Origin of the sequence: Paraburkholderia sp. CI3 (assembly GCF_050436505.1) — a bacterium.
GTDB lineage: Bacteria > Pseudomonadota > Gammaproteobacteria > Burkholderiales > Burkholderiaceae > Paraburkholderia > Paraburkholderia tuberum.
In genome coordinates this window covers 1,622,532-1,648,736 of sequence record NZ_JBNDMI010000004.1, presented here as the reverse complement: position 1 = coordinate 1,648,736, position 26,205 = coordinate 1,622,532, and the positions used below count along the sequence as shown (strand labels likewise).

General features: G+C 64.7%; 27 protein-coding genes, 2 pseudogenes and 1 riboswitch. Of the genes and pseudogenes, 15 read left to right on the top strand and 14 right to left on the bottom strand.

The genetic code is table 11. From position 1 onward, the window contains the following. The first annotated feature begins 83 nt into the window (after positions 1 to 83). A pseudogene (locus OKW29_RS28920) lies at positions 84 to 864 on the top strand (amino acid ABC transporter substrate-binding protein). 128 nt (positions 865 to 992) lie between these two features. On the opposite strand, the gene leuA reads toward OKW29_RS28920, so the two are convergent. Then, complete coding sequence (leuA, locus tag OKW29_RS28915) at positions 993 to 2,699, bottom strand: 2-isopropylmalate synthase (RefSeq protein WP_429293498.1); 1,707 nt, start codon at positions 2,697 to 2,699, stop codon at positions 993 to 995. 397 nt (positions 2,700 to 3,096) lie between these two features. Here leuA and OKW29_RS28910 point away from each other — a divergent pair, with 397 nt between their 5' ends. Further along, complete coding sequence (locus OKW29_RS28910; protein WP_429293497.1) at positions 3,097 to 3,429, top strand: hypothetical protein; 333 nt, start codon at positions 3,097 to 3,099, stop codon at positions 3,427 to 3,429. 99 nt (positions 3,430 to 3,528) lie between these two features. Here the strand turns inward: OKW29_RS28910 and OKW29_RS28905 are convergent, their stop codons facing one another. Next, positions 3,529 to 4,155, bottom strand: a complete 627-nt coding sequence (locus tag OKW29_RS28905) for a cadmium resistance transporter (protein WP_429293496.1) — start codon at positions 4,153 to 4,155, stop codon at positions 3,529 to 3,531. A gap of 206 nt (positions 4,156 to 4,361) precedes the next feature. Between OKW29_RS28905 and OKW29_RS28900 the strand changes: the two genes are divergently transcribed. Next, on the top strand, positions 4,362 to 4,805 hold the full coding sequence (locus tag OKW29_RS28900) for a hypothetical protein (protein WP_187626585.1): 444 nt from the start codon (positions 4,362 to 4,364) through the stop codon (positions 4,803 to 4,805). 48 nt (positions 4,806 to 4,853) lie between these two features. Here OKW29_RS28900 and OKW29_RS28895 read toward each other — a convergent pair whose 3' ends face one another. Then, positions 4,854 to 6,122: a DUF3443 domain-containing protein gene (locus tag OKW29_RS28895; protein WP_429293495.1), complete on the bottom strand. Its 1,269-nt coding sequence runs from the start codon at positions 6,120 to 6,122 to the stop codon at positions 4,854 to 4,856. A gap of 69 nt (positions 6,123 to 6,191) precedes the next feature. Next, a complete protein-coding gene (locus tag OKW29_RS28890) occupies positions 6,192 to 6,656 on the bottom strand; it encodes a DUF2844 domain-containing protein (RefSeq protein ID WP_018421123.1) in 465 nt (154 codons plus the stop codon). 398 nt (positions 6,657 to 7,054) lie between these two features. Here OKW29_RS28890 and bamC point away from each other — a divergent pair, with 398 nt between their 5' ends. Next, positions 7,055 to 8,269, top strand: coding sequence for an outer membrane protein assembly factor BamC (gene bamC, locus OKW29_RS28885; protein WP_429293494.1), 1,215 nt, complete (start codon positions 7,055 to 7,057; stop codon positions 8,267 to 8,269). Positions 8,270 to 8,439: 170 nt separating this feature from the next. Here bamC and OKW29_RS28880 read toward each other — a convergent pair whose 3' ends face one another. The 6 genes from OKW29_RS28880 to OKW29_RS28855 form a co-directional block, all read right to left on the bottom strand. Next, entirely contained in the window at positions 8,440 to 9,366 is a 927-nt protein-coding gene (locus tag OKW29_RS28880) for a DMT family transporter (protein ID WP_260336569.1), read from the bottom strand. Between the two features lie 291 nt (positions 9,367 to 9,657). Then, entirely contained in the window at positions 9,658 to 11,256 is a 1,599-nt protein-coding gene (locus OKW29_RS28875; protein WP_429293493.1) for an L-lactate permease, read from the bottom strand. A gap of 293 nt (positions 11,257 to 11,549) precedes the next feature. Further along, positions 11,550 to 12,041: a hypothetical protein gene (locus OKW29_RS28870; protein WP_429293492.1), complete on the bottom strand. Its 492-nt coding sequence runs from the start codon at positions 12,039 to 12,041 to the stop codon at positions 11,550 to 11,552. A 244-nt stretch (positions 12,042 to 12,285) separates the two neighbouring features. Beyond that, positions 12,286 to 12,510 (bottom strand): glycine zipper 2TM domain-containing protein, encoded by a 225-nt coding sequence (locus OKW29_RS28865; protein ID WP_184047976.1) that lies wholly within the window; start codon positions 12,508 to 12,510, stop codon positions 12,286 to 12,288. Positions 12,511 to 12,655: 145 nt separating this feature from the next. Beyond that, positions 12,656 to 14,587 (bottom strand): phosphomethylpyrimidine synthase ThiC, encoded by a 1,932-nt coding sequence (thiC, locus tag OKW29_RS28860; protein ID WP_429293491.1) that lies wholly within the window; start codon positions 14,585 to 14,587, stop codon positions 12,656 to 12,658. A gap of 88 nt (positions 14,588 to 14,675) precedes the next feature. After that, positions 14,676 to 14,793, bottom strand: a riboswitch (TPP riboswitch). Positions 14,794 to 14,937: 144 nt separating this feature from the next. Further along, positions 14,938 to 15,339: a GreA/GreB family elongation factor gene (locus tag OKW29_RS28855; protein WP_429294960.1), complete on the bottom strand. Its 402-nt coding sequence runs from the start codon at positions 15,337 to 15,339 to the stop codon at positions 14,938 to 14,940. Between the two features lie 594 nt (positions 15,340 to 15,933). On the opposite strand from OKW29_RS28855, the gene OKW29_RS28850 reads away from it, so the two are divergent. From OKW29_RS28850 to OKW29_RS28825, 6 genes are all read left to right on the top strand, one after another. Beyond that, positions 15,934 to 16,392 carry a hypothetical protein gene (locus tag OKW29_RS28850; RefSeq protein WP_184071045.1) on the top strand — a complete coding sequence of 153 codons (459 nt, stop codon included), beginning with the start codon at positions 15,934 to 15,936 and terminating at the stop codon, positions 16,390 to 16,392. Between the two features lie 112 nt (positions 16,393 to 16,504). Beyond that, positions 16,505 to 17,368: a DUF1223 domain-containing protein gene (locus tag OKW29_RS28845; RefSeq protein ID WP_429293490.1), complete on the top strand. Its 864-nt coding sequence runs from the start codon at positions 16,505 to 16,507 to the stop codon at positions 17,366 to 17,368. A 48-nt stretch (positions 17,369 to 17,416) separates the two neighbouring features. Continuing rightward, entirely contained in the window at positions 17,417 to 18,061 is a 645-nt protein-coding gene (locus OKW29_RS28840; RefSeq protein WP_429293489.1) for a cytochrome b/b6 domain-containing protein, read from the top strand. Between the two features lie 70 nt (positions 18,062 to 18,131). After that, entirely contained in the window at positions 18,132 to 18,935 is an 804-nt protein-coding gene (locus OKW29_RS28835) for a molybdopterin-dependent oxidoreductase (RefSeq protein ID WP_429293488.1), read from the top strand. Positions 18,936 to 19,027: 92 nt separating this feature from the next. After that, on the top strand, positions 19,028 to 19,270 hold the full coding sequence (locus OKW29_RS28830) for a pentapeptide MXKDX repeat protein (protein WP_429293487.1): 243 nt from the start codon (positions 19,028 to 19,030) through the stop codon (positions 19,268 to 19,270). Between the two features lie 435 nt (positions 19,271 to 19,705). After that, positions 19,706 to 20,635, top strand: a complete 930-nt coding sequence (locus OKW29_RS28825; protein WP_429293486.1) for an EamA family transporter — start codon at positions 19,706 to 19,708, stop codon at positions 20,633 to 20,635. A gap of 36 nt (positions 20,636 to 20,671) precedes the next feature. On the opposite strand, the pseudogene fadH reads toward OKW29_RS28825, so the two are convergent. The 3 genes and pseudogenes from fadH to OKW29_RS28810 form a co-directional block, all read right to left on the bottom strand. Next, positions 20,672 to 21,118: pseudogene (gene fadH / locus OKW29_RS28820) on the bottom strand (NADPH-dependent 2,4-dienoyl-CoA reductase); the annotation flags it as partial. Positions 21,119 to 21,343: 225 nt separating this feature from the next. After that, positions 21,344 to 21,481 carry an entericidin A/B family lipoprotein gene (locus tag OKW29_RS28815; RefSeq protein WP_184022056.1) on the bottom strand — a complete coding sequence of 46 codons (138 nt, stop codon included), beginning with the start codon at positions 21,479 to 21,481 and terminating at the stop codon, positions 21,344 to 21,346. 219 nt (positions 21,482 to 21,700) lie between these two features. Continuing rightward, positions 21,701 to 23,356 (bottom strand): sensor histidine kinase, encoded by a 1,656-nt coding sequence (locus OKW29_RS28810; RefSeq protein ID WP_429293485.1) that lies wholly within the window; start codon positions 23,354 to 23,356, stop codon positions 21,701 to 21,703. Positions 23,357 to 23,380: 24 nt separating this feature from the next. Between OKW29_RS28810 and OKW29_RS28805 the strand changes: the two genes are divergently transcribed. The 5 genes from OKW29_RS28805 (at position 23,381) to OKW29_RS28785 (ending at position 25,813) form a co-directional block, all read left to right on the top strand. Next, positions 23,381 to 23,557, top strand: a complete 177-nt coding sequence (locus tag OKW29_RS28805) for a DUF1328 family protein (protein ID WP_090805380.1) — start codon at positions 23,381 to 23,383, stop codon at positions 23,555 to 23,557. Between the two features lie 93 nt (positions 23,558 to 23,650). Beyond that, on the top strand, positions 23,651 to 23,812 hold the full coding sequence (locus OKW29_RS28800) for a DUF1328 domain-containing protein (RefSeq protein WP_006052455.1): 162 nt from the start codon (positions 23,651 to 23,653) through the stop codon (positions 23,810 to 23,812). Between the two features lie 208 nt (positions 23,813 to 24,020). Then, the gene (locus OKW29_RS28795; RefSeq protein WP_184006110.1) at positions 24,021 to 24,566 is read left to right on the top strand and encodes a ferritin-like domain-containing protein; all 546 of its coding nucleotides are present in this window, start codon (positions 24,021 to 24,023) and stop codon (positions 24,564 to 24,566) included. Between the two features lie 162 nt (positions 24,567 to 24,728). After that, positions 24,729 to 25,361 carry a response regulator gene (locus tag OKW29_RS28790; RefSeq protein ID WP_013089872.1) on the top strand — a complete coding sequence of 211 codons (633 nt, stop codon included), beginning with the start codon at positions 24,729 to 24,731 and terminating at the stop codon, positions 25,359 to 25,361. Between the two features lie 20 nt (positions 25,362 to 25,381). Next, positions 25,382 to 25,813, top strand: a complete 432-nt coding sequence (locus OKW29_RS28785; protein WP_018421103.1) for a response regulator — start codon at positions 25,382 to 25,384, stop codon at positions 25,811 to 25,813. A gap of 23 nt (positions 25,814 to 25,836) precedes the next feature. Here OKW29_RS28785 and OKW29_RS28780 read toward each other — a convergent pair whose 3' ends face one another. Continuing rightward, positions 25,837 to 26,190 (bottom strand): DUF1493 family protein, encoded by a 354-nt coding sequence (locus tag OKW29_RS28780; RefSeq protein WP_429293484.1) that lies wholly within the window; start codon positions 26,188 to 26,190, stop codon positions 25,837 to 25,839. Between the last annotated feature and the right edge of the window lie 15 nt (positions 26,191 to 26,205).

Here is a 26,205-nt window from a genome sequence, read left to right as displayed (position 1 = left end):
CCCACACAGCCGGCCGCACGCCGGCACTCCCCGCCAAACGCGGCAGTCCGCCACCTGCGCAGGCACTCAGACGGAGCCGTCCGATGAAGCCGATTCGTTCACTTGCGATGATTGCGCTGTTGCAGGCAGCACTCGCGCATCCGGCTAGTGCCGACGATCTCGCGCGGATCAAGGCATCGGGCGTGTTCCGGATCGGCACCGAAGGTACGTACGCCCCGTTCACCTACCACGACGACGCCGGGCAAGCTGACCGGCTTCGACGTCGAGCTTGGGAGCGCGATCGCGCAGCGTCTCGGCGTCAAGCCGCAATTCATCGAAGGCAAATGGCAAGGACTGATCGCCGGTCTCGACGTCAATCGCTACGACGCGGTGATCAACGAGGTCGCGATCACCGACGAGCGCAAGCTCAAATACGATTACTCGGACCCGTACATCACGTCGCACGCGGTGCTGATCGTCGCATCGGACAACACGACGATCAAATCTTTCGACGACCTGAAGGGCCGCAAATCGGCCAATACGCTGACCAGCAACGTCGGCAGGATCGCGGCCGCGCACGGCGCGCAGGTGATTCCGGCGCAGGGCTTCGACGAATCGATCGAGCTGCTCCTCGCGGGCCGCGTCGACGCGACCGTCAACGATTCATTGTCGTTTCTCGACTACAGGAAGCGCGAGCCCGAGGCGAGGATCAAGGTCGTCGCGGTCGATACGTCGCCCGATAGCAGCGACAAGTCGGCCGTACTGATCCGCAAGGGCAATCCGAAGCTGCGCCTGGCGATCGACGACGCGCTCGCCGGCATGAGAAAAGACGGTACGTATCAGCGGATTTCGCTGAAGTACTTCGGCCGGGACGTGTTTCATTGACCGTCGGCCGACGTTGACGCGGATAAATCCACATTAAAAAAGAAGGGGCGTCGAAACGCCCCTTCTTGGTTGTCGTCAGCCCGTCGAACCTGCGGCGTGCCGCACGTTCGACGCGGCAGACGCTGGCCTCACACCGTCGCGTCGCTCAGCGCGGCGTCGAAGAAGCGCTCCTGGGCATCCGTGTTCACGCGTGCATACGCGCGGTTCACGCCGCTGATCACCGCGCGGATCGACGCGGTGATCAGGTTCGCATCGACACCGACGCCGAACGCGCTGCCGGCCACATCGGTGCCGGCCATTTCGGCGATCGCGATCGCGCGCGCATCGGCGCCCTGCGTGAGCGCGCGTTCCTCGTAGTGCTGGATGCGCACGGGCACGTCGAAGGCGTGCATCAGCGCGTCGAGCGGGCCGTTGCCGGCGCCGCCCAGCACGCGCGGCGTGCCGTTGATTTCGACGTTGAGCTTGATGTGCTCGCGGCCGTCATGCTCGGACAGGCTGTGGCTGATATAGCGGACCGGCTCGGCTGTGCGCACGTATTCCTGCTGGAACAGCTCCCAGATCTGCGCGGGCGTGACTTCCTGGCCGCTCTGGTCGGTGAAGCGCTGCACAGCCGAGCTGAAGTCGACCTGCAGACGGCGCGGCAACACGACGCCGTAGCCCTGCTCGAGCAGGTACGCGATACCGCCCTTGCCCGACTGGCTGTTCACGCGAATCACGGAGTCGTAGGTTCGGCCGAGGTCGCTCGGATCGATCGGCATGTACGGCACTTCCCAGATCGCGTCCGGCTTCTGCGCGGCGAAGCCCTTCTTGATCGCGTCCTGGTGCGAGCCCGAGAACGCGGTGAAGACGAGATCGCCGACATACGGATGACGCGGATGCACCGGCAACTGCGTGCATTCCTCGGCCGTGCGCGCGACTTCGTTGATGTTCGAGAAATCGAGCTCGGGGTCGACGCCCTGCGTGTACAGGTTCAACGCGAGCGTGACGAGGTCGACGTTGCCGGTGCGCTCGCCGTTGCCGAACAGACAACCTTCGACGCGATCCGCGCCCGCCATCACCGCGAGCTCCGCGGCCGCGACGGCCGTGCCGCGGTCGTTATGCGGGTGGACGGAGACGATCAGCGAGTCGCGACGCGCGAGATTGCGGTGCATCCATTCGATCTGGTCGGCGTAGACGTTCGGCGTGGCCATTTCGACGGTGGCCGGCAGATTGACGATCGCCTTGTGCTCGGGCGTCGGTTGCCAGATGTCGAACACCGCGTCGCAGACTTCCTTCGCGAATTCGAGTTCGGTGCCGCTGAACACTTCCGGGCTGTATTGCAGCGTGAAGTGCGTGTCCGGTTGCGCGTCGGCGAGGCGTTTCATCGTGCGCGCGGCCTTCTGCGCGAGTTCGATCACGCCGCTCTTTTCGAGGCCGAACACGATCTTGCGGAATTCCGGCGCGGTCGCGTTGTACAGATGGACGATCGCGCGCGGGGCGCCGCGCAACGATTCGAAAGTACGCTCGATCAGATCGTCGCGCGCCTGCGTGAGCACTTCGATCGTCACGTCGTCGGGAATATGGCCGCCCTCGATCAACTCGCGCACGAAGCTGAAATCGGTCTGCGATGCCGACGGAAACGCGACTTCGATTTCCTTGAAGCCGATCTGCACCAGCGTCTTGAACATGCGCATCTTGCGCTCGGCGTTCATCGGCTCGAACAGCGCCTGGTTGCCGTCGCGCAGATCGGTGCTCATCCAGATCGGCGCGCGCGTGATGGTGCGCGACGGCCACTGGCGATCCGTCAAATTGATCGGCTTGAACGAACGGTACTTGGTAGCAGGGTTTTTCAACATTTTCATCATCCGGGGGAGAGACCGTGGAATGGGTGTCGACCGGACGACGAAAACGCGATACTGGGCCGCCGGTCGGAAACCGGGGCTGGGTCAGTTACTGGGGATTCAAGCGATGCTTCGGTGTATCAGAGAGAAGCGGACGCGCGCAGCAGCAGACCTAGCCCGGTAGAGCGGGCTAGTAGTAGCGATAGGGAGGTCTGGGCGCGGTACATAGTGCGCAATGGGAACATATTATTGAGAAAGCGTCAAGGGCCGAGGTGGAGTGGGCCGCGGCCTGCTCGGCTGCAGAAGGGGGCGAGCGGCCGCTCGCATGGAAGGTGCCGTGGGACGCTCGCGCGGCACTCGATTCAGGGGTGAGCTCACGAGGCGTCGTCAATTCACAGAGCAGGAGGTGAACATGAAAAGGGTAGCGAAGATATCCGGCCTCGCGAGGATCTGCGCGTGCGCGGCGTTGGCATGTGGGTTCGCCGGGCAGGTCGGCGCGCAGGGGCTCAGCGCGCAGAACGACATGAACGCGCCGCAGAACAGTACAGGTCTGATGCCGCAGGCGGCGCGCGGCAGCGAGTATCCGACGCATGGCAACCAGCAGGCGGGCGAGCTGAATCTGAATCCGACCGATCCGCGTGCGCAACTGGTCAACGGCTTGCCGAACAACGCGAGCGCGGGCGGCTATGGCGCGCCGCTGGCGGGCGTGCGTACTTACGTGCAACCGACCCAGCCGGCGAATTGAGACTGGCGAAGCAGGATCGGCAGACGAAGACTACGACGCTGAAGGCGGCAAGCTGAAGCCGTTGCGTGCCGCGCAGTCTTCGTCGACGCCCCGCGTTGATCACGCGCCGGACAAAAGTCGCAACGTATCGCTGTTCACCATCACCGATACGCCTATCGCGAGCAGGATCAGCGGCAGCAGCGCCGAGCCGTAGCGCCGGATCGGCGCGCCGAGCAACGGGTGGTCGACCAGCCATGCCGCGCCCGCGCACCAGAGCCCGATCATCACGACGAACACGAGCGAAACCAGCGCGTTCTCGGCGGGTGTACGACTCGCGTATAGCGGCACGTAGACGGCGAGGTTGTCCGAGCCGTTGGCGATGGCGACGCTCGCGACGGTCCAGCTCGATGAGCCGCGAACGGATGGCGGGGCGCTTGCGTGGCTGTCCTCGCTATCTTCGCTGGCGTTGCGCCGCGCGTGGCCGGGACCGAAGCGCTGCCAGGCCTTGTGCAGGCCCACGACGATCGGCAGCAAGCCGAGCAGGCCCACATAACCGGCCGGCAGGCGCGTGAGCAAGGCCGCGAGCACGAGCGCCGCGGCGACGAGGATCAAAGAGCCCGCGTACTGTCCCGCGACCACACGGCGCCGCTCCACGCCCGTTTCGGTCAGAAAGCCGAGCAGCACGAACAGGTTGTCGATATTGGTCGCGGCGTAGGCGACGATCGCGAGCAGGACGAGGCTGAGCATGAAGAAGCCGAGATCGTTACCGGGGGTAGAGTCGTTTTGAATTCGCCGCGCAATGTGGGCAACCGGGCTGCCGGCTGCGCCATCGAGGGCGCGACCGGTCAACACAATGCCGATGCGCCGCGTCAAGGTCAAGCGGCAGGCGGCCGCTAAGCCGGGCGATGGGGTCGTAAGCTACAATGACCGAGGCCTGGAACAACGGAACATCGATGAAGATTCGCCTTCTCTCTATCGCCTGTGTCGCGAGCGCCGCGGCGCTGCTGGCGGCCTGCACGATCGGTACCCGCAACTCGGGCGCATGCGAACAATTGATGCGCAGCAAGCTGGCCGAGGCGTCGTCGGGGATGTCGTCGGATACGCTGCGGGTCACGCATCGCGGGGCCGCGATTCGCGGCTCGCGCGTCGTGGTGGAGGGGACGATCGAGCACCGGCTAAGCGCGTCGGAGGTGGCGGTCTCCGCGCCGCTCGCGGCATCGGCATCGCAAGCGGCGACGGACGTCAACGTGGCCGCGAAGCAGGCCGAGCCGAAGAGGGTCAGCACGCCGGCCGCCGCCGAGTGCACGTTCCACGGCGAAGAGCTGGACGTATTCCGCTGGCTCGCGCCGGCAAAGCTGGCCGCGCCGGCCGCGCAACCGGCCAGCGCGGCGGGCTGAGTTCCGTCCGCGTCTCGCGCCATCGCTGCGCATCCAACCCAATCAACCTCAGAACGCGTAATACGGCCCCTGGCCGGCCGACGTATTGCGCGCCGCAATCGCCGTGTAAATGCGTTTGCCGTAAAAGAACGGCAAGCCCCAGCCGAAGCCCTGACTCGAATTGCCGGCGAGATTGTCGAACGCGTTGTTCGACGATGAGAACAGCGTGCTCGAATTGGCTATGTCGAATGACACCGTGCTCGACACGCCATCGATGCCGGTGATCGACGCGCTCGCCGACTGCGTCGAAGTCGGGCAGTACCAGAAGCCGCACAACGGGAACTGCGTCGAGTGGAAGAACAGGCCGTTCGAGCCGCTGTCTAGATAGCTGACCGCATAGGTCTGACCGTCCGAGTTCGTCGTCACGTAGCCGGTCACGGCGTTCGCCTTCAGGACGTTCGGGCTCGTCAGCGTGTTGTTCGACTGGGTGCCGATGCCGAAGATCAACGAGCCCGACACGCTGGCCGCGCCCGCATCGGCGACGGCCGGCAGGTCGATCACGACGCCGTTGTTGTCGAGCGGGAAGCTGCTGACCGGGTTGGTCACCTGCTGTGCGAGCGGCTGCGCGGTTGCGGTGCAGCCGCTCGCCGTGCAGCTGTAGTACCAGCGCGGCAATGCGGAGTTCGAGCAGCCGTTGCCGCAGTCGACCGGGAACAGGCCCACGCCGAGGATCCCGTTCGAGTGCAGGCTCGACACCGTCAGCAGCGACGCGCCGGAGTTCGCGCAGTCGGTGGGTGCGGCGGGCAGCGCACTGTCGGCGATTACCTGGATCGGAATCGATGACGCCTGTTGGCCAGCCATGCGTACGTCCGCGTTCCGGATCGAGCCCCACGCATAACCGCTGCCGAACACCGCGCATTCGGCGCTCACGCCGCCGCCCGCGGCGATGGTCGGCAGCGACAGGGTCGTCGGCAGCGCCGATGCGAGGATGCGCAGGCCGTTCGAGCCGGTGTCGACCTGGATGTCGTCGATTGTCGCGCAGTTGCTGGTGCCGGCCTGGCAGACGGTGACGCTCGTCGTCAGCATGTTGCGCGTACCGCCGGGCGATACGCCGACCGTGACCAGCTGCACGTTGGGCGTGGTCGATTGCGGCACGTTCGCGCTCTGCGTCGTGTTCGACGCGCTCGTGGAACTGGTCGACGAGGTCGGCGCGGTCGCGGACGGCGTCGAGCCCGAGCCGGACGAGCTGGACGAGGAACTGCCGCCTCCGCCGCCGCAGCCGACGAGGGCCGCGCAGACGATCAGAAGCAGGGCATGGAAACGCAAGGCGGATTTCATGGCGTGGCGATCCGTCGGGTGGAACTCAGGCGTGAAGGGGGCGCGAGCGACGCGTGCGGGGCGCACGCGTTACTGGATGTCGTCGGAGGTCACGCCGGCGGGCAAAGCCGCCGGCAGCCACGCGCGGCCGACGTAGCCGCGCATCGGTCCGCCGGACTCGACGATCACGTCGGCGCGCGTGACCCGCGACGAATGCAGATTGCCGCTGCCGGCCGCCGCCGCGGCGCCTGTCTTGTACGAGTCGCCGTATTTGCCGAGTAGCGCGTGCAGATCCGGCATCGTCGGGCCTTGCCACGCGTAGGCGACGATCAGGCCGGTGCTGGTCGCGTATTCGTTGATGGTCGTATTGCCAGCGTCGGTCCACGTGCGCTCGCGCAGTGCGCCATTGAGCAGCGTGCGCGGCGCGCTCGCGCCCGACACCGCCTGGCTCGGCATCGTGCCGCCCAATTCGGCATGCGCGCCGAAGCTCGCGCAGCACGCGACGACGGCGATCGCCGAGGCGATCGCGGATGGATTGAGACAGGACTGGGACATGAGGCCTTCCTCGTTTGGCGCCGGATTTTTTATTGAGATAACTCGATTAACCTGGCGCTGGCTTTTTCTGGTCTTTGCACATCGCGGCGGACAGGACCGCGCGCCATGTTTAAAAACAAGCCGCATGCAGACCGGAAGCCCTTATTCGGCGGGCCTCCGGCAAAGACTTGGGAATACTCCCAAGGTCAACCCGAAAGTGTTATTGAGTGTTAAATTTACCTCATAAGAAGGCAAATAGCATGACGGGCGCGGACTTTTTTCCCGTGGTCGCTTCGTAGCCGTGGCATGTGGCGATTCGCGGGCAAACCCCAGTTTTTGCACAGGCCTCGCCGGGACCGGTAAAATGTTGGGTTGATCCACGGAAACTTGCCGTGGCGTAGCGGAAGGATTCCCTGAACATGACTGATTTTCGTCTCACCAAGCGGTTTGCAGTAATGCTCATGGCAGGCGGGCTGGTCGCCGGCTGCGGCACCTCGTCGCCGACCAAAATCGACTATAGGAGCGACTCCCGTTCGAAGCAGGTATCGCTTGCCGTACCGCCGAACATGATCGACGAGACGGCCGATCAGCGTTCGCTGCCGCCGCAGGGCGGCGAAACCTCGCTGTCCATGCTGAAACAGGTGCAGGCACAGGCGCCGGCCGGCGACGCGGTCGCGGTCGTGCCGCCCGTCCAGGGCATCCACATCCAGCGCGACGGCACCGAGAGCTGGCTCGTGATCGACAACAAAACGCCCGATCAGGCCTGGCCGCAAATCCGCCGCTTCTGGCAGGAGCAGGGCTTCCTGCTCGTCGTCGACCAGCGCGACAAGGGCGTGATGGAAACCGACTGGAACGAAACCCACGCGCAGATCAACGACGGCTTTATCCGCAACACGCTGTCGAAGGCGATGGGCAACAGCTACGTGAGTTCGGAGCGCAACAAGTTCCGCACGCGTCTGGAAGCGGCGCCGAACGGCGGCACCTATGTGTTCGTCAGCCAGAAAGGCATGCGTGAGGCGATCACCGGTACGAACAACGAGTCGACCCAGTGGCAACCCAAGCCGAACGACCCGGCGCTCGAGCAGGAATATCTGAAGCGCCTGATGGTCTCGCTCGCGCGGGCCGATTCGGGTAGCAACGCGGGTGGCACGCAGAACGCCGAGCTGTCGCCCGCGAGCACGCAGATCGCGCCGAACGCGGCGACGGCCGCCGTTGTCGCGCAGAACGTCGCGCTCGCGGCGCAACCGCCTATGCCAGACGCGGATTCGGCCAACAACACGTCGGCGCAGCTCTCATCGACCGAACTCACGCTCGCCGAGCCGTATGACCGCGCGTGGCTGCGCGTGGGCCTCGCGCTCGATCGCAGCAATTTCACGGTCGACGATCGCGACATGAGCCGCGGCCTCTACTTCGTGCGCTACGTCGATCCGAAGGATATGTCATCGGCCGAGCAGGGCTTCTGGAGCCAGGTCTTCCACGGCAAGAAGGAGAAGGTCGCCAGGCAGTATCGCGTGAACGTGCGCGCGGTGACGCCGAACCAGACCCGCGTGGCCGTGGTCGACGACAAGGGGCAACTCGACGAAAGCTCGCAGGCCAAGCAGATCATGAGCCTGATGGCCGACCAGCTGCACTGATACGAGAGCCTCGCGGCCGACGCCGCCGGTTCGACGAAACCGCCCGGAGAAATCCGGGCGGTTTTTTTTGACTATGCATTTGACGCGCGAACGGCGCGCGCGTGAGCCGATGTAACGTGACCGGATCGGCAAGCCGCGACCCGGCGCGGTTGCCGATTGACTCCGTGCGCTCAGGTATCCGCGCGCCGCGTCCCCATCCACGGCAAGCGCTTGACTACGCCGGTCGCCAACGCGGTGCCGACCAGAATCACCGCGCACCCTTCGAGCATGCCGGGCGACACCGTCTCGCCGAGAAACAACGCGCCCCACAGAATGCCAAAGATCGGAATCACGAAGGTCACGGTGATCGCGCGCGTCGGCCCGGCGACCGCGATCAGATGGAAGAAAAGCATGTACGCGATGCCGGTACAGGCTACGCCGAGCGCGATCACCGCGCCCCACGCGCGCAGCGAGATCGGCGCGGCGGGCCAGTAGATGACCGCGAGCGGCAGCAGCACGATCGTCGCGCCGATCATCGTGCCGGTCGCGACGGTCAGCGCGTCGACACCAGTCAGGTGACGCTTGGTGTAGTTGGCGGCGATGCCGTAGAGCAGCGTGGCGCCGAGCGCGGCGCCGGCCGCGAGCGCGACGCTCAGCGGCGAGGCGGCCGAGCCGGCCGGCGCCGCGATCTGATCCCACACGAGCATCAGCACGCCGAGAAAGCCGACCACGAGACCGAGCGTGCGCAGTGCGCTGAGCCGGTCGCGCAGCCACAGGAAGCCGACCAGCGCGCCCCACAGCGGCGCGCACGCATTGATCACCGACGTGACGCCCGCCGACAGTGTCAGCTCGGCATACGCGAACAGGCAGAATGGCGCCGCCGAATTGACGATACCGACCACGAGCAGCGGCGCTGCGTGCGTGCGCAACACGGTGGCGGACTGTTGCAGCGGCCGTCGCGCGATCAGCACGATCGCGAGAAAGAGGGCGCCGATGCCGACGCGCAGCGCCATCAGCGGCGCGACGCCGAAGTCGGTCACGCCGACGCGGATGAACAGGAACGATGCGCCCCACAGGGCAGCGAGGATCAGCAGTTGCAGCAGGTTTCTGGTTTTCATTGGAATGGCGCCGCGCGCAGTTGAGTCGGGACGCCAGCTCATCGTAACAGTGCGATCGCGCGAATCGTTTCAGTACAGGATGAAACGGCAAGATCCGGGAGACGGCCGCGTCCGATGAGGTAGATGGTAAGCGCTGCGAGGGCGCGCGCCAAACGAGCAATTCTCGCCGATATGTGAGAAAAATTGCGATCGGCGGAACGGCAGTGGGGATGGGATCGGAAACGGCGCCCGCGATGCGCGGGCGGCCGTCCGAAAAGATGTGAATTGCATTGCACCGTTACTGGCGCGACCTCAATGCGGAATCATCCATGGCAGGACGTTCTGCTGCGCCCAGACGAGCACGCCAAGCAGCACCGTCAGCAGAATCGAATGTTTGAAGGTCTTGGCGAACACGACGCCTTCCTTGCCCTTCAACTCGGTGGTCGCGACGCCGGTCGCGATGTTCTGCGGCGAGATCATCTTGCCCATCACGCCGCCCGACGAGTTGGTCGCCGCCATCAGCACCGGATTCAGATTGAGCTGGTTGGCCGCGACCACCTGCAGATTGCCGAACAGCGCATTGCCCGACGTATCGCTGCCCGACAGGAACACCGCCACCCAGCCGAGGAACGCCGACACGAGCGGAAACAGCGGCCCGACCGACGCAACGCCGAGACCGAGCGTGTAGGTGAGTCCCGAGTAGTTCATCAGGTAAGCGAGGCCGACGATCGTTGCCACGGTCAGGATCGCGATGCGCGTTTGCACCCACGTATCGGAGATCGCCTTGCCGAACTCGGCGGGCGAGAGCCGTACGACGAACGCCGTGATGAGCGCGGCGACGAGGATCGCGGTACCGGTCGCGAGCGGCTGGAAGTCCCAGACCGCGCCGTACGGCGTGTTGTAGAGCGTGATGAACACGGCCTTGTCGAGACCGGGCCACGACACCTTGATGTCGCCGATCGTGAAGATCCTCGCGATCGTCCAGATGATCACGACGACCGACACGATGATCCACGGATACCAGCCCTGTGCGCCGCCGATCTTGCCGCGCACCTCGCTGATGCGATCGACGTTGACCGCGAATTTCGGATCGACGGCGGGCTTCCAGACGCGCAGGAACGCAACGGTGAGGATCAGCGAAACCAGCGACGACAGCACGTCGGTCAGGCTGTAGTTGATGAAGTTCGAGACGACGAACTGGGTCAGCGCGAAGCTCAGGCCCGCGACCAGCAGCACCGGCCAGATCCGCAGCATGTTGCGAAAGCCCGCGTACACGGCGATCACATAGAAGGGCAGCAGGACCGCGAAGAAAGGCAATTGCCGCCCGACCATCTTGCCGAGCACATCGGACGGCAGATGGGTGACCGCGCCGAGCACCGTGATCGGCACGCCGAGCGCGCCGAACGCGACCGGCGCGGTGTTGAAGATCAGCGTGAAGGTCAGCGCTTCGAGCGTCGGAAAGCCGAGCATGATCAGCAGCGAGCTCGTGATCGCGACCGGCGTGCCGAAACCCGAAATGCCCTCGAGCAGCGCGCCGAACGAAAAGCCGACCACGACGAGCACGATGCGCCGGTCGTTCGGCAGGTTGTCGATCATCCACAGGCGGAAGGCCTCGAAGCGTCCCGAGCGCTGCGCGATGTTGTACAGCAGGATCGCGGTGAACACGATCCACATCACTGGCCAGATCGCGAACACGACGCCAGCCGCGACCGAGTTGAATGCGAGCCCGACCGGAAACTGCCAGACGAAAATCGCCACGATCAAACCGATGATCAGTCCCGCGAGCGACGCTTGCCACGCGGGCCTGCGCGCCCAGCCGAGCAGCGCGAGCACGGCGATGATCGGCAGCGCGGCGACGATGAACGACGGAAAAAGCGAATTGCCAACCGGAGTGAGTAGTTGATGAAACATCACGTCTCCTTCGTTGTTGTGTAATTCGACGCGGGGGATTGCGCATGACGGCGCGTCGCTCTGACACGGCGGCCGCTCGCAAGTGGCCTCGACAAAGCGGCGTCGCCCGATTTAAGCGGGTGCTGCATGAAACCTTCCAAGGATAGAGCGCCTTACCGGCGCGTCAAGCCGGGAAAGTACGGGCGGGGTATGCGCGGCGGAGGGCGATACGTGCGGAAAAACGACTCATGAAGAAGCGCGCGCGCCGGCAGTTGAAGTGCCGGCGCGCGCGCTCCGCGACGAAAGAGGACAGGTCAATGCGAGTGGCCGCCCCCATGACCGCCCCCATGACCGCCCCAATGCCCGCCCCAATAACCGCCAATGCCGATCGCAATCGACGGTCCGTAGTAGGCGGGGTAGCCGTAATAAGCGGGATAAGGATAAGCCGGCGGCGGATAGTAGGCGGGGTAAACCGGCGGCGCCGCATACACGGGCGCGGGGACCGCATAACCGGGCGGCATGTCTTGCGGTGCGACCTGCATTTGCGCCTGGGCTTGAGGTGGCTGCTGTTGATCGGTCGCCGGCGCGGTTTGGTCGGCTGTGGTCGCGGGCGCGGTCGAATAGTACGACGGGTAATAGCCGGCGGGATAGTAGCCGGCGGGATAATAGCAGCCTGCAAAAAAGAGACTCGAGGCGACCACGCAAATCGCGGTGGCGGGACGCGCGAATCTCGCGGAAAAACTGGACGAATCGCGTGGCGTCGAGAGGCGCACCACGCAAAGATGGGTGACGACGCGGGACTTCATGGCGCGCTCCTCGATGAACCGATGCCGCCTTGCGCGACGTCGTTATGAGGAGCTTACGCTCTTGCTGCGGCAGCGCTGTGGCAAAACCGCAACCCCATATTTCAGCCAATTTCCACGCGCGTTGTCGGGACGAGGGCGCACCGCATCCGCCGCCCTCGGCAGTCCGGATCGTGGTCCGAAAAAATCGTTTGCTCTCCTGTATGAATCGTTAGACGCGTCATCGGACGCAACGCTCACTTGCCGCTCACTTGCCGACCTGGTTACCGATGACGCCGCCTACCGCCGCGCCGCCCAACGTCGACAAGCCGCTGCCACCGATCGCCGCGCCAGCGGCGCCGCCGACACCCGCGCCGATCGCGGTGTCGCGTGTACGTGGAGACATGTCGCCGCATGCCGCGAGACCCGCGACAAGTGAAAGGGCGGCTGCGACCGTACCAAGACGAGTACCGAGATGACGGATCGATTTCATGATGCTGACTCCGCTCGTTGTTGGAAACAGATGTTTCCTTCTCTGAGCACGCAACGTGCCTGCTCGATGCGGCGGAATAGAAAAGCCCGCCATGCCGGCGGGCTTCGATACTGCAGGGCTGGTTCGCGCGAATCGCGCAACCCGCTTACTGCCGTTGATAAATCTCCGCGCCTTGCTTCATGAACTCGATCGACTTTACTTCCATGCCTTTCTTCAGCGCTTCGTCGTCGGTGACGCCTTGTTGCGCGGCGAACTCGCGTACGTCCTGGGTGATCTTCATCGAGCAGAAGTGCGGGCCGCACATCGAGCAGAAATGCGCGACCTTGGCCGAATCCTTCGGCAGCGTTTCGTCGTGGAATTCGCGCGCCTTGTCCGGGTCGAGACCGAGATTGAACTGGTCTTCCCAGCGGAATTCGAAGCGCGCCTTCGACAGCGCGTTGTCGCGCACCTGCGCACCCGGATGACCCTTCGCGAGATCGGCGGCATGCGCGGCGAGCTTGTACGTGATGATGCCGGTCTTCACGTCGTCCTTGTTCGGCAGACCGAGGTGTTCCTTCGGCGTCACGTAGCACAGCATCGCGGTGCCGAACCAGCCGATCATCGCGGCGCCAATGCCCGACGTGATGTGGTCGTAGCCCGGCGCGATGTCGGTGGTCAGCGGCCCGAGCGTGTAGAACGGCGCTTCGTCGCACCAGTCGAGCTGCAAGTCCATGTTCTCCTTGATCAGCTGCATCGGCACATGGCCCGGACCTTCGATCATCACTTGCACGTCGTGCTTCCACGCGATCTGCGTGAGTTCGCCGAGCGTCTTCAGCTCGCCCAGTTGCGCTTCGTCGTTCGCGTCGTAGATCGAGCCGGGACGCAGGCCGTCGCCGAGCGAGAAGGCCACGTCGTAGGCCTTCATGATTTCGCAGATATCTTCGAAATGCTCGTACAGGAAGCTTTCCTTGTGATGCGCGAGACACCACTTCGCCATGATCGAGCCGCCGCGCGACACGATGCCGGTCATCCGGTTCGCCGTGAGCGGCACATATTGCAGACGCACGCCCGCGTGGATCGTGAAGTAGTCGACACCTTGCTCGGCCTGCTCGATCAGCGTGTCGCGGAAGATTTCCCAGCTGAGGTCTTCAGCCTTGCCGTTGACCTTTTCGAGCGCCTGATAGATCGGCACCGTGCCGATCGGCACCGGGCTGTTGCGGATGATCCATTCGCGCGTTTCATGAATGTGCTTGCCGGTCGACAGATCCATCACCGTGTCGCCGCCCCAGCGGATCGCCCACGTCATCTTGTCGACTTCCTCGCCGATCGACGATGTCACCGCCGAGTTGCCGATGTTCGCATTGACCTTCACGAGGAAGTTGCGGCCGATGATCATCGGCTCGCTTTCCGGGTGATTGATGTTGTTCGGGATGATCGCGCGGCCGCGCGCGATTTCCTCGCGCACGAATTCCGCGGTGATTTCGGTGAGGCCGTTCGGACCGAACGCGCTCGCGCCGAATGCCTGGCCGGGGTGCTGACGGCCCATCATCGCGGCAAGCTTCGCGCCGTTCGGGCCGCTCGTCTTCAGGGTCTCGAGGTACTCGGCACGGCGCTGGTTTTCGCGAATCGCGATGTATTCCATTTCCGGCGTGATGAGGCCTTGCTTCGCGTAGTGCATCTGCGTCACGTTCCTGCCGGCAATTGCACGGCGCGGCGTGCGATGCAGTCCCGGAAAACGCAGCTGCGCGGTGGCCGGATCGGCGGCGCGCTCGCGGCTGAAGCTGCTCGACAGACCGGTCAGCGGCTCGGTGTCGCCGCGCTCCTCGATCCACGCCTCGCGCAGCGCGGGCAGACCCGCGCGGATGTCGATCCTGGCGTCCGGGTCGGAGTAGGCGCCCGACGTGTCGTACACGTAGATCGGCGGATTCTTTTCGCCGCCGAAGCTGTCGGGCGTGTCGGCCTGCGAGATTTCGCGCATCGGCACGCGGATGTCGGGGCGCGAGCCGGTCACGTAGACCTTGCGCGAATTCGGCAACGGCGCGACGGCGGCCTCGTCCACGTGGGCTTCGGCGGAAATAAACTTCGGGTTGGCGTTCATATAAGTCTCCGTACAAAGTGGGGCGGCTAAGCAGGAGACCGAGATGGAAGTAGTCGGAAATCGCGCAGAGGTGAGGCCCTTGAGGCTGGAGCGAAATCCGTACGCTTCCCTGCGCTGGCATTATCCAGATCAGGTTCAAAGGGTATTTCTCACCCACGCAACACGGACCTCCAGCTCCGCGCTACGCAGGACCCCCGCGTTAGCAGCGCACACGATACACCGCCCGCCCGCGGTTTGGCAACCTGTCTGAATGATTCAAAAAAACTGGTCCGGATGAAACCCCAGACATCTCCTATGCTTGAATCGAGACCGCATCAGACAGGGCAACTTACAGCGAGGGAACGGCCGCCTTACAGTGAAAAATCGTCGGCGGCTTCAGGCTGATACAGGATTTTGTCGAGCTTGAGCACTTTCTGATCGCCGCTGGGTGGCGTGAAGCGGATGCTCTCGCCGCGGCGCGCGCCGAGCAGCGCGAGGCCAGCCGGCGAGAACACGTTCAGGCGCCCTTGCGCGAAATCGGCGTTGGGCGGATAGACGACGGTCCACGTCATCTGTTCGCCGCTCGCTGTGTCGCTCAGCGTCGCTTGCGAGTTCATCGTGACGACGTCGGCGGGGATCTCGTGCGAGTCGACGATCACCGCGCGTTCGAGCACATCGTCGAGCATGTGCTGCAACTTGGCGTCGGTGGCCGCGTATTTCTCGAGGCGGGTCACGTCGAGTTCGGTCAGGTAGCAGGTTTTGATCTTCTTCATCATCAGGACTCCGGATAAGGCGGTCATGGATGGCCGCATGCAACGACCCATGGGGTGGTCGGCGGATGAGTGGACGAATGGGAGAGCCCGGTGCCCGGCGACGCGGCCCTGGGAATTGGCGGGCTGCGTCAGCGAGGGCGCCGGGCGGCGTGAAGCGGGACCGTTCGGGACGTCTCGCCGGGGCCGTGCGACGCGACGCGCGCGCGCGCGCACTCGCCTGCGCGGCATGGGCGCGAGCGGGCGAGAGCACGGAAAGTCGGACGACGCAGAGAAGTCACGGGCAAAACGACCAGGTGTTGGGGAACAGCGATCGAGAGGTGCCGGGCGACAAAGCGTGAGGCCGCGCGGCAGCAGCGAGACGAAAGTTTGATGTTAGCACGCTGTCTCACGCAGCCCCGTTTGCGACGTCGCGCCCGTCGATTGACCGTTTTTGTGCGGTGCGAGAAGAAAGCGGTGTGGTCCGCATTGCGTTCAAGCCAGTCAAAGGATTGCCGTTAAACAAAGTGCAGCGAAGGCCGCACTCCAGCGAAGCGATTCGCGGGATGGCGCGTGAATGGCGCGAGGCGACTCGCGCCGATTGACAAAGAGGTGCACATGAAAGCGGAAAGCAGGCGGTGGCGAACGTTCGGTCGCACAGTCGCGGTGGTGGCATTGCTCGCCGCGCCGCTGGCGGCGCCGGCGGCATCGACGGTGACGGGCGGCGTGATCCGGTTCGTGGGGATGATCGTTGCACCGCCGATACAGATCAGCGTGGATACGGCGCCCCCTGGCGTCGCCGTCGGTAGCGCGAGCGTGGCGGGTCAGCGCTTCTCGCGCACGGTGACGTTCAGCGCGCCGCCGGGCGTCGTCAGCGGGGCCGATGTCGCGCTCGAAGTGAACGGCGGCACGCAGTCGCGCGATCTGGTGGCGGCGCGTTTCGTCGATGGCACCGGGCGCGTCGCGACGGCCCGCGACGGCCACTACGCGGTCGATCGCGCGGGCGGCGTGCTGTCGCTGAACGCGAAGCGCACCGATACGGACACGCGCGTGACGGTGGTGGTCAGTTACGACTGAGTCGCGGGCGAGCTTTGGCTGGCTCATCCCGCGCCGGAAAAAAAATTAAAAGAGGCTTGTCATAACCGGCCGCGCGGCTCGACAAACGTGCAGATTACGATCGGAGCACGTCATGTCGACCGCGCACAATCGCTCGATACTTCAGCGCTTTACGACTTTTTCGACGCCCGCCGTCGGCCTCGCGCTTTTTCTGCTGAGCGGTTCTGGCATCAGTGCGGCCGACGCGGCCGGGCCCCTATGCACCACGCACAGCCCCGCGCACCGCGTCGCGCTCGTCGAGCTCTACAGCAGCGAGGGCTGCGATAGCTGCCCGCCCGCCGACCGCTGGCTCAGTCAATGGAAAAGCGACGGCGCGGCGCACGGCATCGTGCCGCTCGCGCTGCACGTCGACTACTGGAACAGCCTCGGCTGGACCGACCGCTTTTCCCAGCATCGCTTCACTGAACGTCAGCAAACGCTGACGCGTCTCGCGGGCGCGCACACGCTCTATACGCCGGAAGTGTTCGTCGCGGGCCGCGAGCTGCGCGACTGGTCGCAACGCGACAGTTTCGAGCGCCGCATCGACGAGCTCGTCGCCGAACCCGCCCAGGCGAGCGTCGCACTTGCGCTGAGCCCGCGTGCGCCCGGCGCGTTCGATGTCGATGCGCAGTTCAGCACGACGGCAGCCGCCGCCACGGGTGCGTTGAGCGCCTATCTCGCGATCTACGAGAACGCGCTGACGACGCAAGTCGGCGCGGGCGAAAACCGCGGCGCGACGCTGCATCACGAGCGCGTCGTGCGCGCCTGGTTCGGGCCCGTGCCACTCGTCTCCGGTCAAGCGCGGATTCATCAGGACATCGATGTACACGCTGCGAGCGTCGATGCGCAAGCCGATCCGGGCGCCAACGCCGCCGGCCGCTTCGGCGTGGTCGCGTTCGTCGAAAGCGACGCGAGCGGCGACGTGCTGCAAGCGACCGACCTTCCCGCGTGCCGTTGATCGACCTCGCGCGCGCCGCATTCACTACCGCTGCTCGAGGAGAGCCCCATGTCCACACCCCACGCCTTGCGCCCCAGCGCACCCGCCGCGCCCACCGCGCCGAAGCGCGGCGTCATTCATCCGCTGTGGCTGCGCATCACGCATTGGCTGAATGCGCTCGCGGCGATCGTGATGATGCTGTCGGGCTGGCGCATCTACGACGCGTCGCCGATCTTCCCGGCGTTCAGCTTCCCGACCGCGATCACGCTGGGCGGCTGGCTCGGCGGCGCGCTGCAATGGCACTTCGCGGCGATGTGGCTGCTGGTGTTCAACGGTCTCATGTATATCGCGCTGAATCTCGCGAGCGGGCGTTTCGTGCGCAAGTTCCTGCCGCTGACGCCGCGCGCGGTACTGCGCGATTTCATCGCCGCGTTGCGCGGGAAGCTGTCGCATGGCGATCTACGCGTCTACAACGCGGTGCAGAAATTCGCCTACCTGTTCGCGATCGCCGATCTGATCGTGCTCGTGCTATCGGGGCTCGCGATCTGGAAGTCGGTGCAGTTTCCGCTGCTGCGCGAACTGATGGGCGGCTACGACAACGCGCGCATCGTGCACTTCAGCGCGATGTCGCTGCTGGCCGCGTTTCTCGCCGTGCATCTGGCGATGGTCGCGCTCGTGCCGCGCTCGTTGCTCGCGATGTTGCGCGGACGTTGAGCCCGCGGCTACCCACGCGCATGCTCACGCTCATGAAATCGCAACGCGAATTCCAAACGGATACCGAATCATGAACAAGCCGATAGAGAAACCAGCGGACCCATCCACACATCGTGTGAGCCACAAGCTCGACCGCGCGTCGATCCTGCTCGATGCGAAGCGCGAACTGGCGATGCCGTCGCGACGCCTGTTCGGCAAGCAGCTCTTGACGCTCGGCGGCCTGTCGATGCTGACCGGCTGCTCGCTGACCGACGACGCTTCCGTGAACCGTTTTCTCACCGCCGTGTCGCGGCTGAACGATCGCGCGCAGGCCGCGCTGTTCGATCCGAAGCAGCTCGCGCCGACCTACACCGAAGCGCAGATCACGCGGCCGTTTCCATTCAACGCGTACTACGGCATCGACGACGTGCCGCACGTCGACGGCTCAGATTATCAATTGAAGCTGAGCGGCCTCGTGACCGGCCAGCGCGTGTGGATGTTGCCCGAACTGTACGCGCTGCCACATGCCGAGCAGATCACGCGACATATCTGCGTCGAAGGCTGGAGCGCGATCGGCCGCTGGGGCGGCACGCCATTCGGCGATTTTCTGCGGCGCGTCGGCGCGGACACGACGGCGAAGTACGTTGGCTTCAAATGCGCGGACGACTACTTCGAAAGCATCGACATGCCGACCGCTTTGCATCCGCAAACGCTGCTGACGTTTTCCTACGACGGCGAACGGCTGCCCGCGAAATACGGCTATCCGATGAAGCTGCGCATGCCGACCAAGCTCGGCTACAAGAATCCGAAGCACATCGTCGAAATATTCGTTACCAACACGTATCCCGGCGGCTATTGGGTCGACCAGGGCTACAACTGGTTCGGAGGCTCCTGACGCATGCGGGCGCACGCGCGCTTGCGGCAGCGGCTTCGGAAGCACGCCGGCTCTCGCCGGCTTCGATTCATCCACCACCAAGGAGTCATCCCATGAAGAAGATTGCAGTTACCACGATCGCGTTGTTGATGCTGGCAAGCGGCGGCGCGGCCTTCGCGCAGGCGAGCGGCGCGATGTCCAACGATGAGATGTCGAAGAATGCGATGTCGAAAGATTCGATGTCCAAAGACAGCATGTCGAAGGACGGCACGAAAAAGGACACGATGAAGCACGACTCGATGAAAAAGGGCGGCGACGCGATGAAGCACGAGGCATCGGGCGCGATGGGCAACTGAGTCGGCGCCGAGGGTGCCTGGCGATCCTGCCGATGCGCGGCCGCGCATCGAACGGATCCGACACTGACCGCAAGCCGGGGATGCGTCCCCGGCTTTTCTGTTGCAGGAAACCCAAAAGTTACGATTCCTCGCGTGGTGTTCTCGGCGCTTACTGCATAATGCGGTGCGCGCCGCGGCTTTGCCAACCTTGCCGCCGCGCAGCGCGGCCGCGTTGCATCGTGTCGTTTTGACCGACGCCGCCGCCACCGCCGTTTCTGGCGCTTCCGGCGCCGCCCATCGTCTTACCGTTCCACCGACATGTCCGCCAGCCTCGCCCGTCCGACCGCATCGCCGATGCGGTGCCCACCATCCCGCCCGAAAGGTATCGACGCAGGCTCGGCGCCTCGCGGGCATCGAGCGCATCGCGCGGGTCGAGTGGCGACGGCGGACTGAAGCATGTCGCTGCAACGTTCAGCTTTTTCTCCGCGCGGCTGGCCGCTGCGTCTGCCGCAGTCGCGCAACGGGCGGATCGCGCTCGCGCTTGCCGTCGTTTATCTGGTGTGGGGCTCGACGTACCTCGGCGTGCACGTCGCGCTCGGCTCGTTCCCGCCGCTGCTGATGTCGGGCTTGCGCAACCTGTTCGCCGGCATCGGTCTGTTCGTGTTCGCCGCGCGCCGCAAGCCGATCTGGCCGAGCTTCGCCGAAATCCGCAACGCGGGCCTCGTCGGCACCATGCTGGTGGGTCTGTCGAGCGGCATGCTCGCCTACGGCATGCGCACGGTCGGCACCGGCACCGCGGCCGTGATGGTCGCGACCGTGCCGCTGTTCGCGACCGTGATCGCGGCCGTCGCCGGACGCAAGATCGGCCGCGGCGAATGGTTCGCGGTCGGGCTCGGGCTCGCCGGCATCGTGATTCTGAGTCACGGCGACAGCACGCCGGGCTCGACGGGCGGCAGTCTCGCGATTCTGTGCGGCGCGCTGTTCTGGGCCGGCGGCGCGCATCTGGCCGGGCAGCTGAAGCTGCCGGCGGACCTGTTTCTGTCGACCTCGCTGCAGATCGGCCTCGGCGGCGCGATGTCGACGCTGGTCGCGTGGGCGTCGGGCGAGCGGATGTTCGAGCTGCATTTTCTGCCTCTCGTCGCGTTCCTGTATCTGATGTTGATTGGGACGATGGCGGCGTACGTCGCCTACGGTTATCTGATTCGCCACACGAGCCCGATCATCGCGAGCAGCTGCATGTACGTGAATCCGGTCGTCGCGGTCGCGCTGGGCGCGCTGCTGCTCGGCGAGCCGGTCACCCGCTCGACGGTAATCGCGACGATCATGATTCTGATCAGCGTCGGCCTGTCTTTCTGGTTCGATTATCGGAAGAAGCGCAGCGCCTGATAGCGGCGCGGTTCTCGTCGAACCGCGCGCCCGCTGTCAAAGCCTTGCCGCCAGCTCCGCGCCCTCGCGGATCGCGCGCTTCGCATCGAGCTCGGTCGCGAGCTTCGCGCCGCCGATCACATGAAAACGCGGGCCGCCGCTGTCGTGGTTGCCATCGACCGTCGACGGCAACAGCTCGCGCAACGACTCCTGCCCCGCGCACACGACGATCGTATCGACGTCGAGCCATGCGTCGGCACCGTCACGCGCGATTCTGAGACCGCGCGCGCTGATCTCCCGATACTCGACGCCGCCGAGCATTTGCACCCCGTTGCGCGCGAGCGTCGCGCGATGCACCCAGCCCGACGTCTTGCCGAGGCCCGCGCCGATCACGGCGACGCGCGCGCCGACCGGCGCACCGCGCAGCACGTCGACATACGACAGCACGTTGGGCCCATCGATGCCGGCAATCGCCGGCCGTCGCGGCACGATGCCGGTCGCGACGTTGGTAAGACATGCAGGGACCGCGTAAGAGGGGGCAGCACGAACGATACACCGCGCGCCCGGGGGGCGGCACGGCGATCCGCGAGGGTGCGGTCGCCGTGCCGTTTCATCGCGTTCTGAAAACGCGTCGCGTCGAGTGCCAGCCAGCACGCAATCATTCACGAAAAAAAAGCCCGCAGCGGCATCCCGCGACGGGCTTTGCAAATCCTGCTGCCATGTGCCGGCTTATTTCGCCTTTTCCGCCTCGTTCGTGATGGCGTGGCCGCCCTTCGAAATATCTTCGCCGGCGCCCGCCATCGTGTTGCAGCCGGTGACAAGCATGGCAGTTCCTGCGAGCACAAGCAAAGCGATCAGTCGAGTCATGAAACTTCTCCTTGTCGAGAATGCATCGGTTGATGTCGTCCGACCGGGGCCATGCCAGTCGATCAGGTCTCGATCCGGTTTCGAACCGGTCTGATTGCATGGTAAAAAAAGGGCGGGGGGCGGCGCTGTCGGCCGTGCCGCGATTTTGTCGTAGGCGTGCTCCGGTGTTTGCGTCGGCGCACTCCTACAACGGCTTGGGGGCGCTGCGGCGAGCATCTGTCAGACGGGGCTTTGCGACGAAGTGGGCGGCGTGGCGGGCGACGTCAGCGGCTGATCGACCGAAGGCGTCGCGGCGCTCGCGCTCGGCATCACGACGTCGATGTCGGTGCCGTTTTGCGCGCCACGGCGGATGTCGAAGCGCCCGCCATGCGCGGCCACGCGCTGACGCATGCCGAGCAGGCCGTGCGTATGTGTGCGCTTCAGGTCGGCCGGCATGATGCCGACGCCGTTGTCCGCGATATGCAGCGCGACCTCGCCGTCGCCGACCCGCAATGCGATACCGACCTTCGAGGCCCGCGCGTACTTGGCGGCGTTCGTCAGCGATTCCTGCGCGACCCGAAACAGCGCGATTTCGGTCTGCTCGTCGAGCTGGATATCGTCGGCGGGCAGGTGCAGCTCGAGCGTCCAGTTGTTGCGTTGCGCGGCTTCGTCGGCGAGCGTGCGCAGCGCGGTAACGAGCCCGAAATTGGCCAGCACGGTCGGCCGCATGTCCTCGATGATGCGCCGCTTCAACGCGATGCCCTGGTCGAGATTGGCGAGCGCGCGCTGCAGCTTGTCGGCGATGTCCGGCTCGCTGTCCTTCAGCTTGCGGCGCGCCCATGTGACGTCCATCCGGCATGCGGTCAGAATCGCGCCGAGTTCGTCGTGCAACTCGCGCGCGAGCTGGGTCTTTTCGTTTTCGCTGACCGCCTGCAGATGCCAGCCGAGCGCTTCGAGCTGCCGCGTGCGCTCGTTGACGAGTTGGTCGAGTTCCTCCTGCTGAGTGATCAACTGACGCTGCGCGCGCGCCTGCCGGTCGATCTGGATGCCGAGATTGCGAAACAGCAGAATGAACAGCACGATGTTCAGCGCCGACAGACCCGCCGCGCACAGCGTCGACAGCCGCTGGTCGGCGCGGCTCGCGGCCAGCGCGTGCTGAGCGCGGCGCTCCTCGTTGTCGCGCAGCAGCGCGAGCGTACTGTCGATCAACGACGCGTCCGCCGGGTTGACGTCGCTCGCGCTCCCGCATGCGCTGAGATCGAGCGGATGCGGCGCGGCGTGCTGCATCGCGGCGGCGCCCGCGCCGATGCGCGCGTCGATCAGCGCGAGAATCTGCGTGAAGCTCGCGAGTTCCGCGCTGTCCGCGCGGCCGCCGCGATAGAAGTGGTCCAACTGCTGGGTGGTGTCGCGGATGCGCGCGGCGCTCGCGCAGAACGCGTGGGCGGATGCGTCGTCCTTCGTCAGAAGAAACTGGTTTTGTTGCGCGGTGAGGCGCGACAGCTCGCTCGCGAGTGTGCTCAGTCGCACGGTGACGTCGCGCGCTTCAAGCGCGGTCTCATACTCGGCGGTGATGCGCTGACGCGCGGTCTCCAGAATCACGAGGCCTCCCACCGTGATCACGATCGCCACCGTCATCGCGATCGCCCAGCTGCGATTGCGCATCCACTCGGCGAGCCGCGCCGTGGCGCGCGCGCCAGGTTGTTCCGGCGGGTTCTGCAGATTCGACACTTTCGGCTCCAGAAAGAGGGCATCGGCAGCGGCATCGACATCGGCATCGCGCGAAGCCGCGCGCGTAATGTCGTCGTAATCCAATGTAAGCGGATTCTCACACGAAAAACGGCGAGCGTCGGAATGCGCGCGGCGCCGCGCATCGATAGCATGGACCCGATCGTTCATGCAATGTTTCGGGAGGAAGCCATCATGTTGAAGTGGGCACTGTTCTTCGCGATCGTCGCGGTGATCGCCGGTCTTCTCGGCTTCACCGGCATCGCGGCCGGCGCGGCGGCGATCGCGAAGTTCCTGTTCTTCGTCTTTGTCGTGCTGTGCGTGGTGTTCCTCGTGCTGGGCTTCGTCGTGACGAAGAAAATGATCGATTAGCGCGGCCATCGCAGTGGCGGCAAGCCGCGCCCTCACAGCAGGCGAGCGATTTGCTGGTAGTCGATTGGAAGGCCAACAAAAGGGAGAAATGCCATGCTTCACTATGCCATCGTCTTCTTCGTGATTGCGATCATCGCAGCCGTGTTCGGCTTCACCGGCATCGCGGCCGGCGCGGCCGAAATCGCGAAGATCCTGTTCTACATCTTCCTCGTCGTGTTCGTGGTCACGTTGCTGCTCGGCGTGTTTCGAACCTAGCCGCGCGAGCCGGATGAACGCAACATGCGGTAGGCAGCGAAGTACGCAATGTAGGAACAGGTAGTCAACAAGGCGCGTGAACGCGCGGCGTTTGAATCCCCGATTGAGGCGCCCGCGTTCGAAGCGCGCCGTCATTCCACCCTGGGCGCATCAGGCGCGATTCGTGCTGAGGCGCGATTCAGCCAATACCGGATAAAGGAGAAGTTCGATGGCGAAGCAATCTGGCGACACGTTCGTGATGGACATCAAGAAGATCCGCGAGGACGCGCGCAAGCATATGTCGGATGGTCCGGTCACGCAGAGCTATGGTGCGAATCGCGAGACGGTGCTCAAGCTGCTCAACGACGCGCTCGCCACCGAGATCGTCTGCACGCTGCGCTACAAGCGCCATTACTTCATGGCGAAGGGCATCAATTCCGAAGCGGTCGCGAGGGAATTTGCCGAGCACGCAACCGAGGAGCAGGAGCACGCCGATCGCATCGCCGAGCGCATCGTGCAGCTTGGCGGCGAACCGGATTTCGCGCCGGACGGCATCAAGGCACGCGCGCATTCGGAATACAAGGAAGGCACCGATCTGACCGATATGATTCGCGAGAACCTGATCGCGGAGCGCATCGCGATCGACACGTACCGCGAGATCGTACGGTATCTTGGCGAGAAGGACGTGACCACGCGCCGGCTGTTCGAGGAGATTCTCGCGGTCGAAGAAGAGCATGCCGACGATATGGCGGATCTGCTCGCGGGGCGCGAGTAGCGCACCAGGCGACAAGGAAGCGTCGACGGACCGGGTCGCGGGCGAACTCGGGAATGCCGGCAGCTGCGGTGCGAAGCCGCCCTCGCATTCCGCGTCCGGCCGTGGCCCCGGATCATTACAATGTCCGCATCGGAGCGACTCCCTTTGCACGGAACCCAACCGATGATTCGAGTGCTGATAGCTGACGATCATGCGATCGTTCGAGGTGGATTCAGACAGTTCGTCGCCGACGAGCCGGACATGTGCGTCGCCGCCGAGGCCGCCACCGGCGAGGAAGCGATCGGCCTCGTGCGCGAGCAGGCATTCGACGTCGTGCTGCTCGACATCGCGATGCCGGACAAGAACGGCATCGACACGTTGCGTGTGATCAAGCAGGTGCGTCCCGAGCAGGGCGTGCTGATTCTATCGGGCTATCCCGAGAGCCAGTACGCGATCAATCTGCTGCGCGCGGGCGCGAACGGCTATCTGAACAAAGACTGCGAGCCGGAAGAAATCGTGCGCGCGATCCGCTCGGTCGCGCGCGGGCATCGCTATCTGTCGGAGGCGGTCGCCGATACGCTTGCCGACAATCTCGACAAGCCTGCCGCCGGGCGTCCGCATGAAGCGCTGTCGGAGCGCGAATTCCAGATCTTCTGCAAGCTCGCGGCCGGCCAGTTGCCGACCGAGATTGCTGAAGAGCTGCATCTATCGGTCAAAACGGTGAGCACGTATCGCGCGCGGGTGCTCGAGAAGATGCGTCTCGCGAACAACGCGGACCTCACGTATTACGCGATCAAGAATGGCCTGATCGAATGACGGACGATCGAGATATTCCGATGAACAGCGAACCGAACCCCGCTACCGAGTCAGCCAGCCGCGCGCCGTTGCGCGTGCTGCTGATCGAGGATTCGCCGCTGATCCGCCGCAGCCTCGTGGAGGCGATCGATGCGTCGGGCCTGCTGCGCGTGGCCGCTTATGCCGATTCCGCCGATCAGGCGATCGCGCTGCTCGGCGACGAAGCGTTCGACGCGGTGATCGTCGATTTGCAGCTGAAGCAGGGCTCGGGCGTGCCGGTGCTCGCGTATCTGCAGCGCGAGGGGCTGATCGATTCGATGTTCGCGGCGGTGCTGACCAATCACGCGTTGCCCGCGTACCGCGAGCGCTGCGAGCAGTATGGCGTGCGGCACTTTTACGACAAATCGTTCGAGTTCGATCGCGTGCTCGATGCGCTGCATGAGTATGCGTTGGGGCGGGGTGGCGGGGTGTAACGACTCGACCGTAGTTGGCGTTTCTAGTCCTGTTTCCACACTCCGCGCTTCATCGCTTCTTCGAGCATCCCAAGGGTAAGCGAACGTCCGCCGAGCAATTCTCGCGCGCTGGAACTGAACGGGGACTTCAACGCGGCCACAACGATGTCGCGCTTTCGCATGTTGGCGGATGGAACGTGGTAAGCGACGTCGAAATCGCGCAGGTCCACATGGAAGCGCCCAGCCCATGCCTGCATCACCTCGACGATTTTCGCCGGCTCCCAATCCAGATCGTGATACAGATCCATGTCACGGGTCAGCTTGTCGTCGAGAGGCAGCCCGGCGGGAGTGCGCATTTCGCGGATGAACCGAGCGAGATCGAGCCACGTGTCGTTCATTACAGACGATTCTCC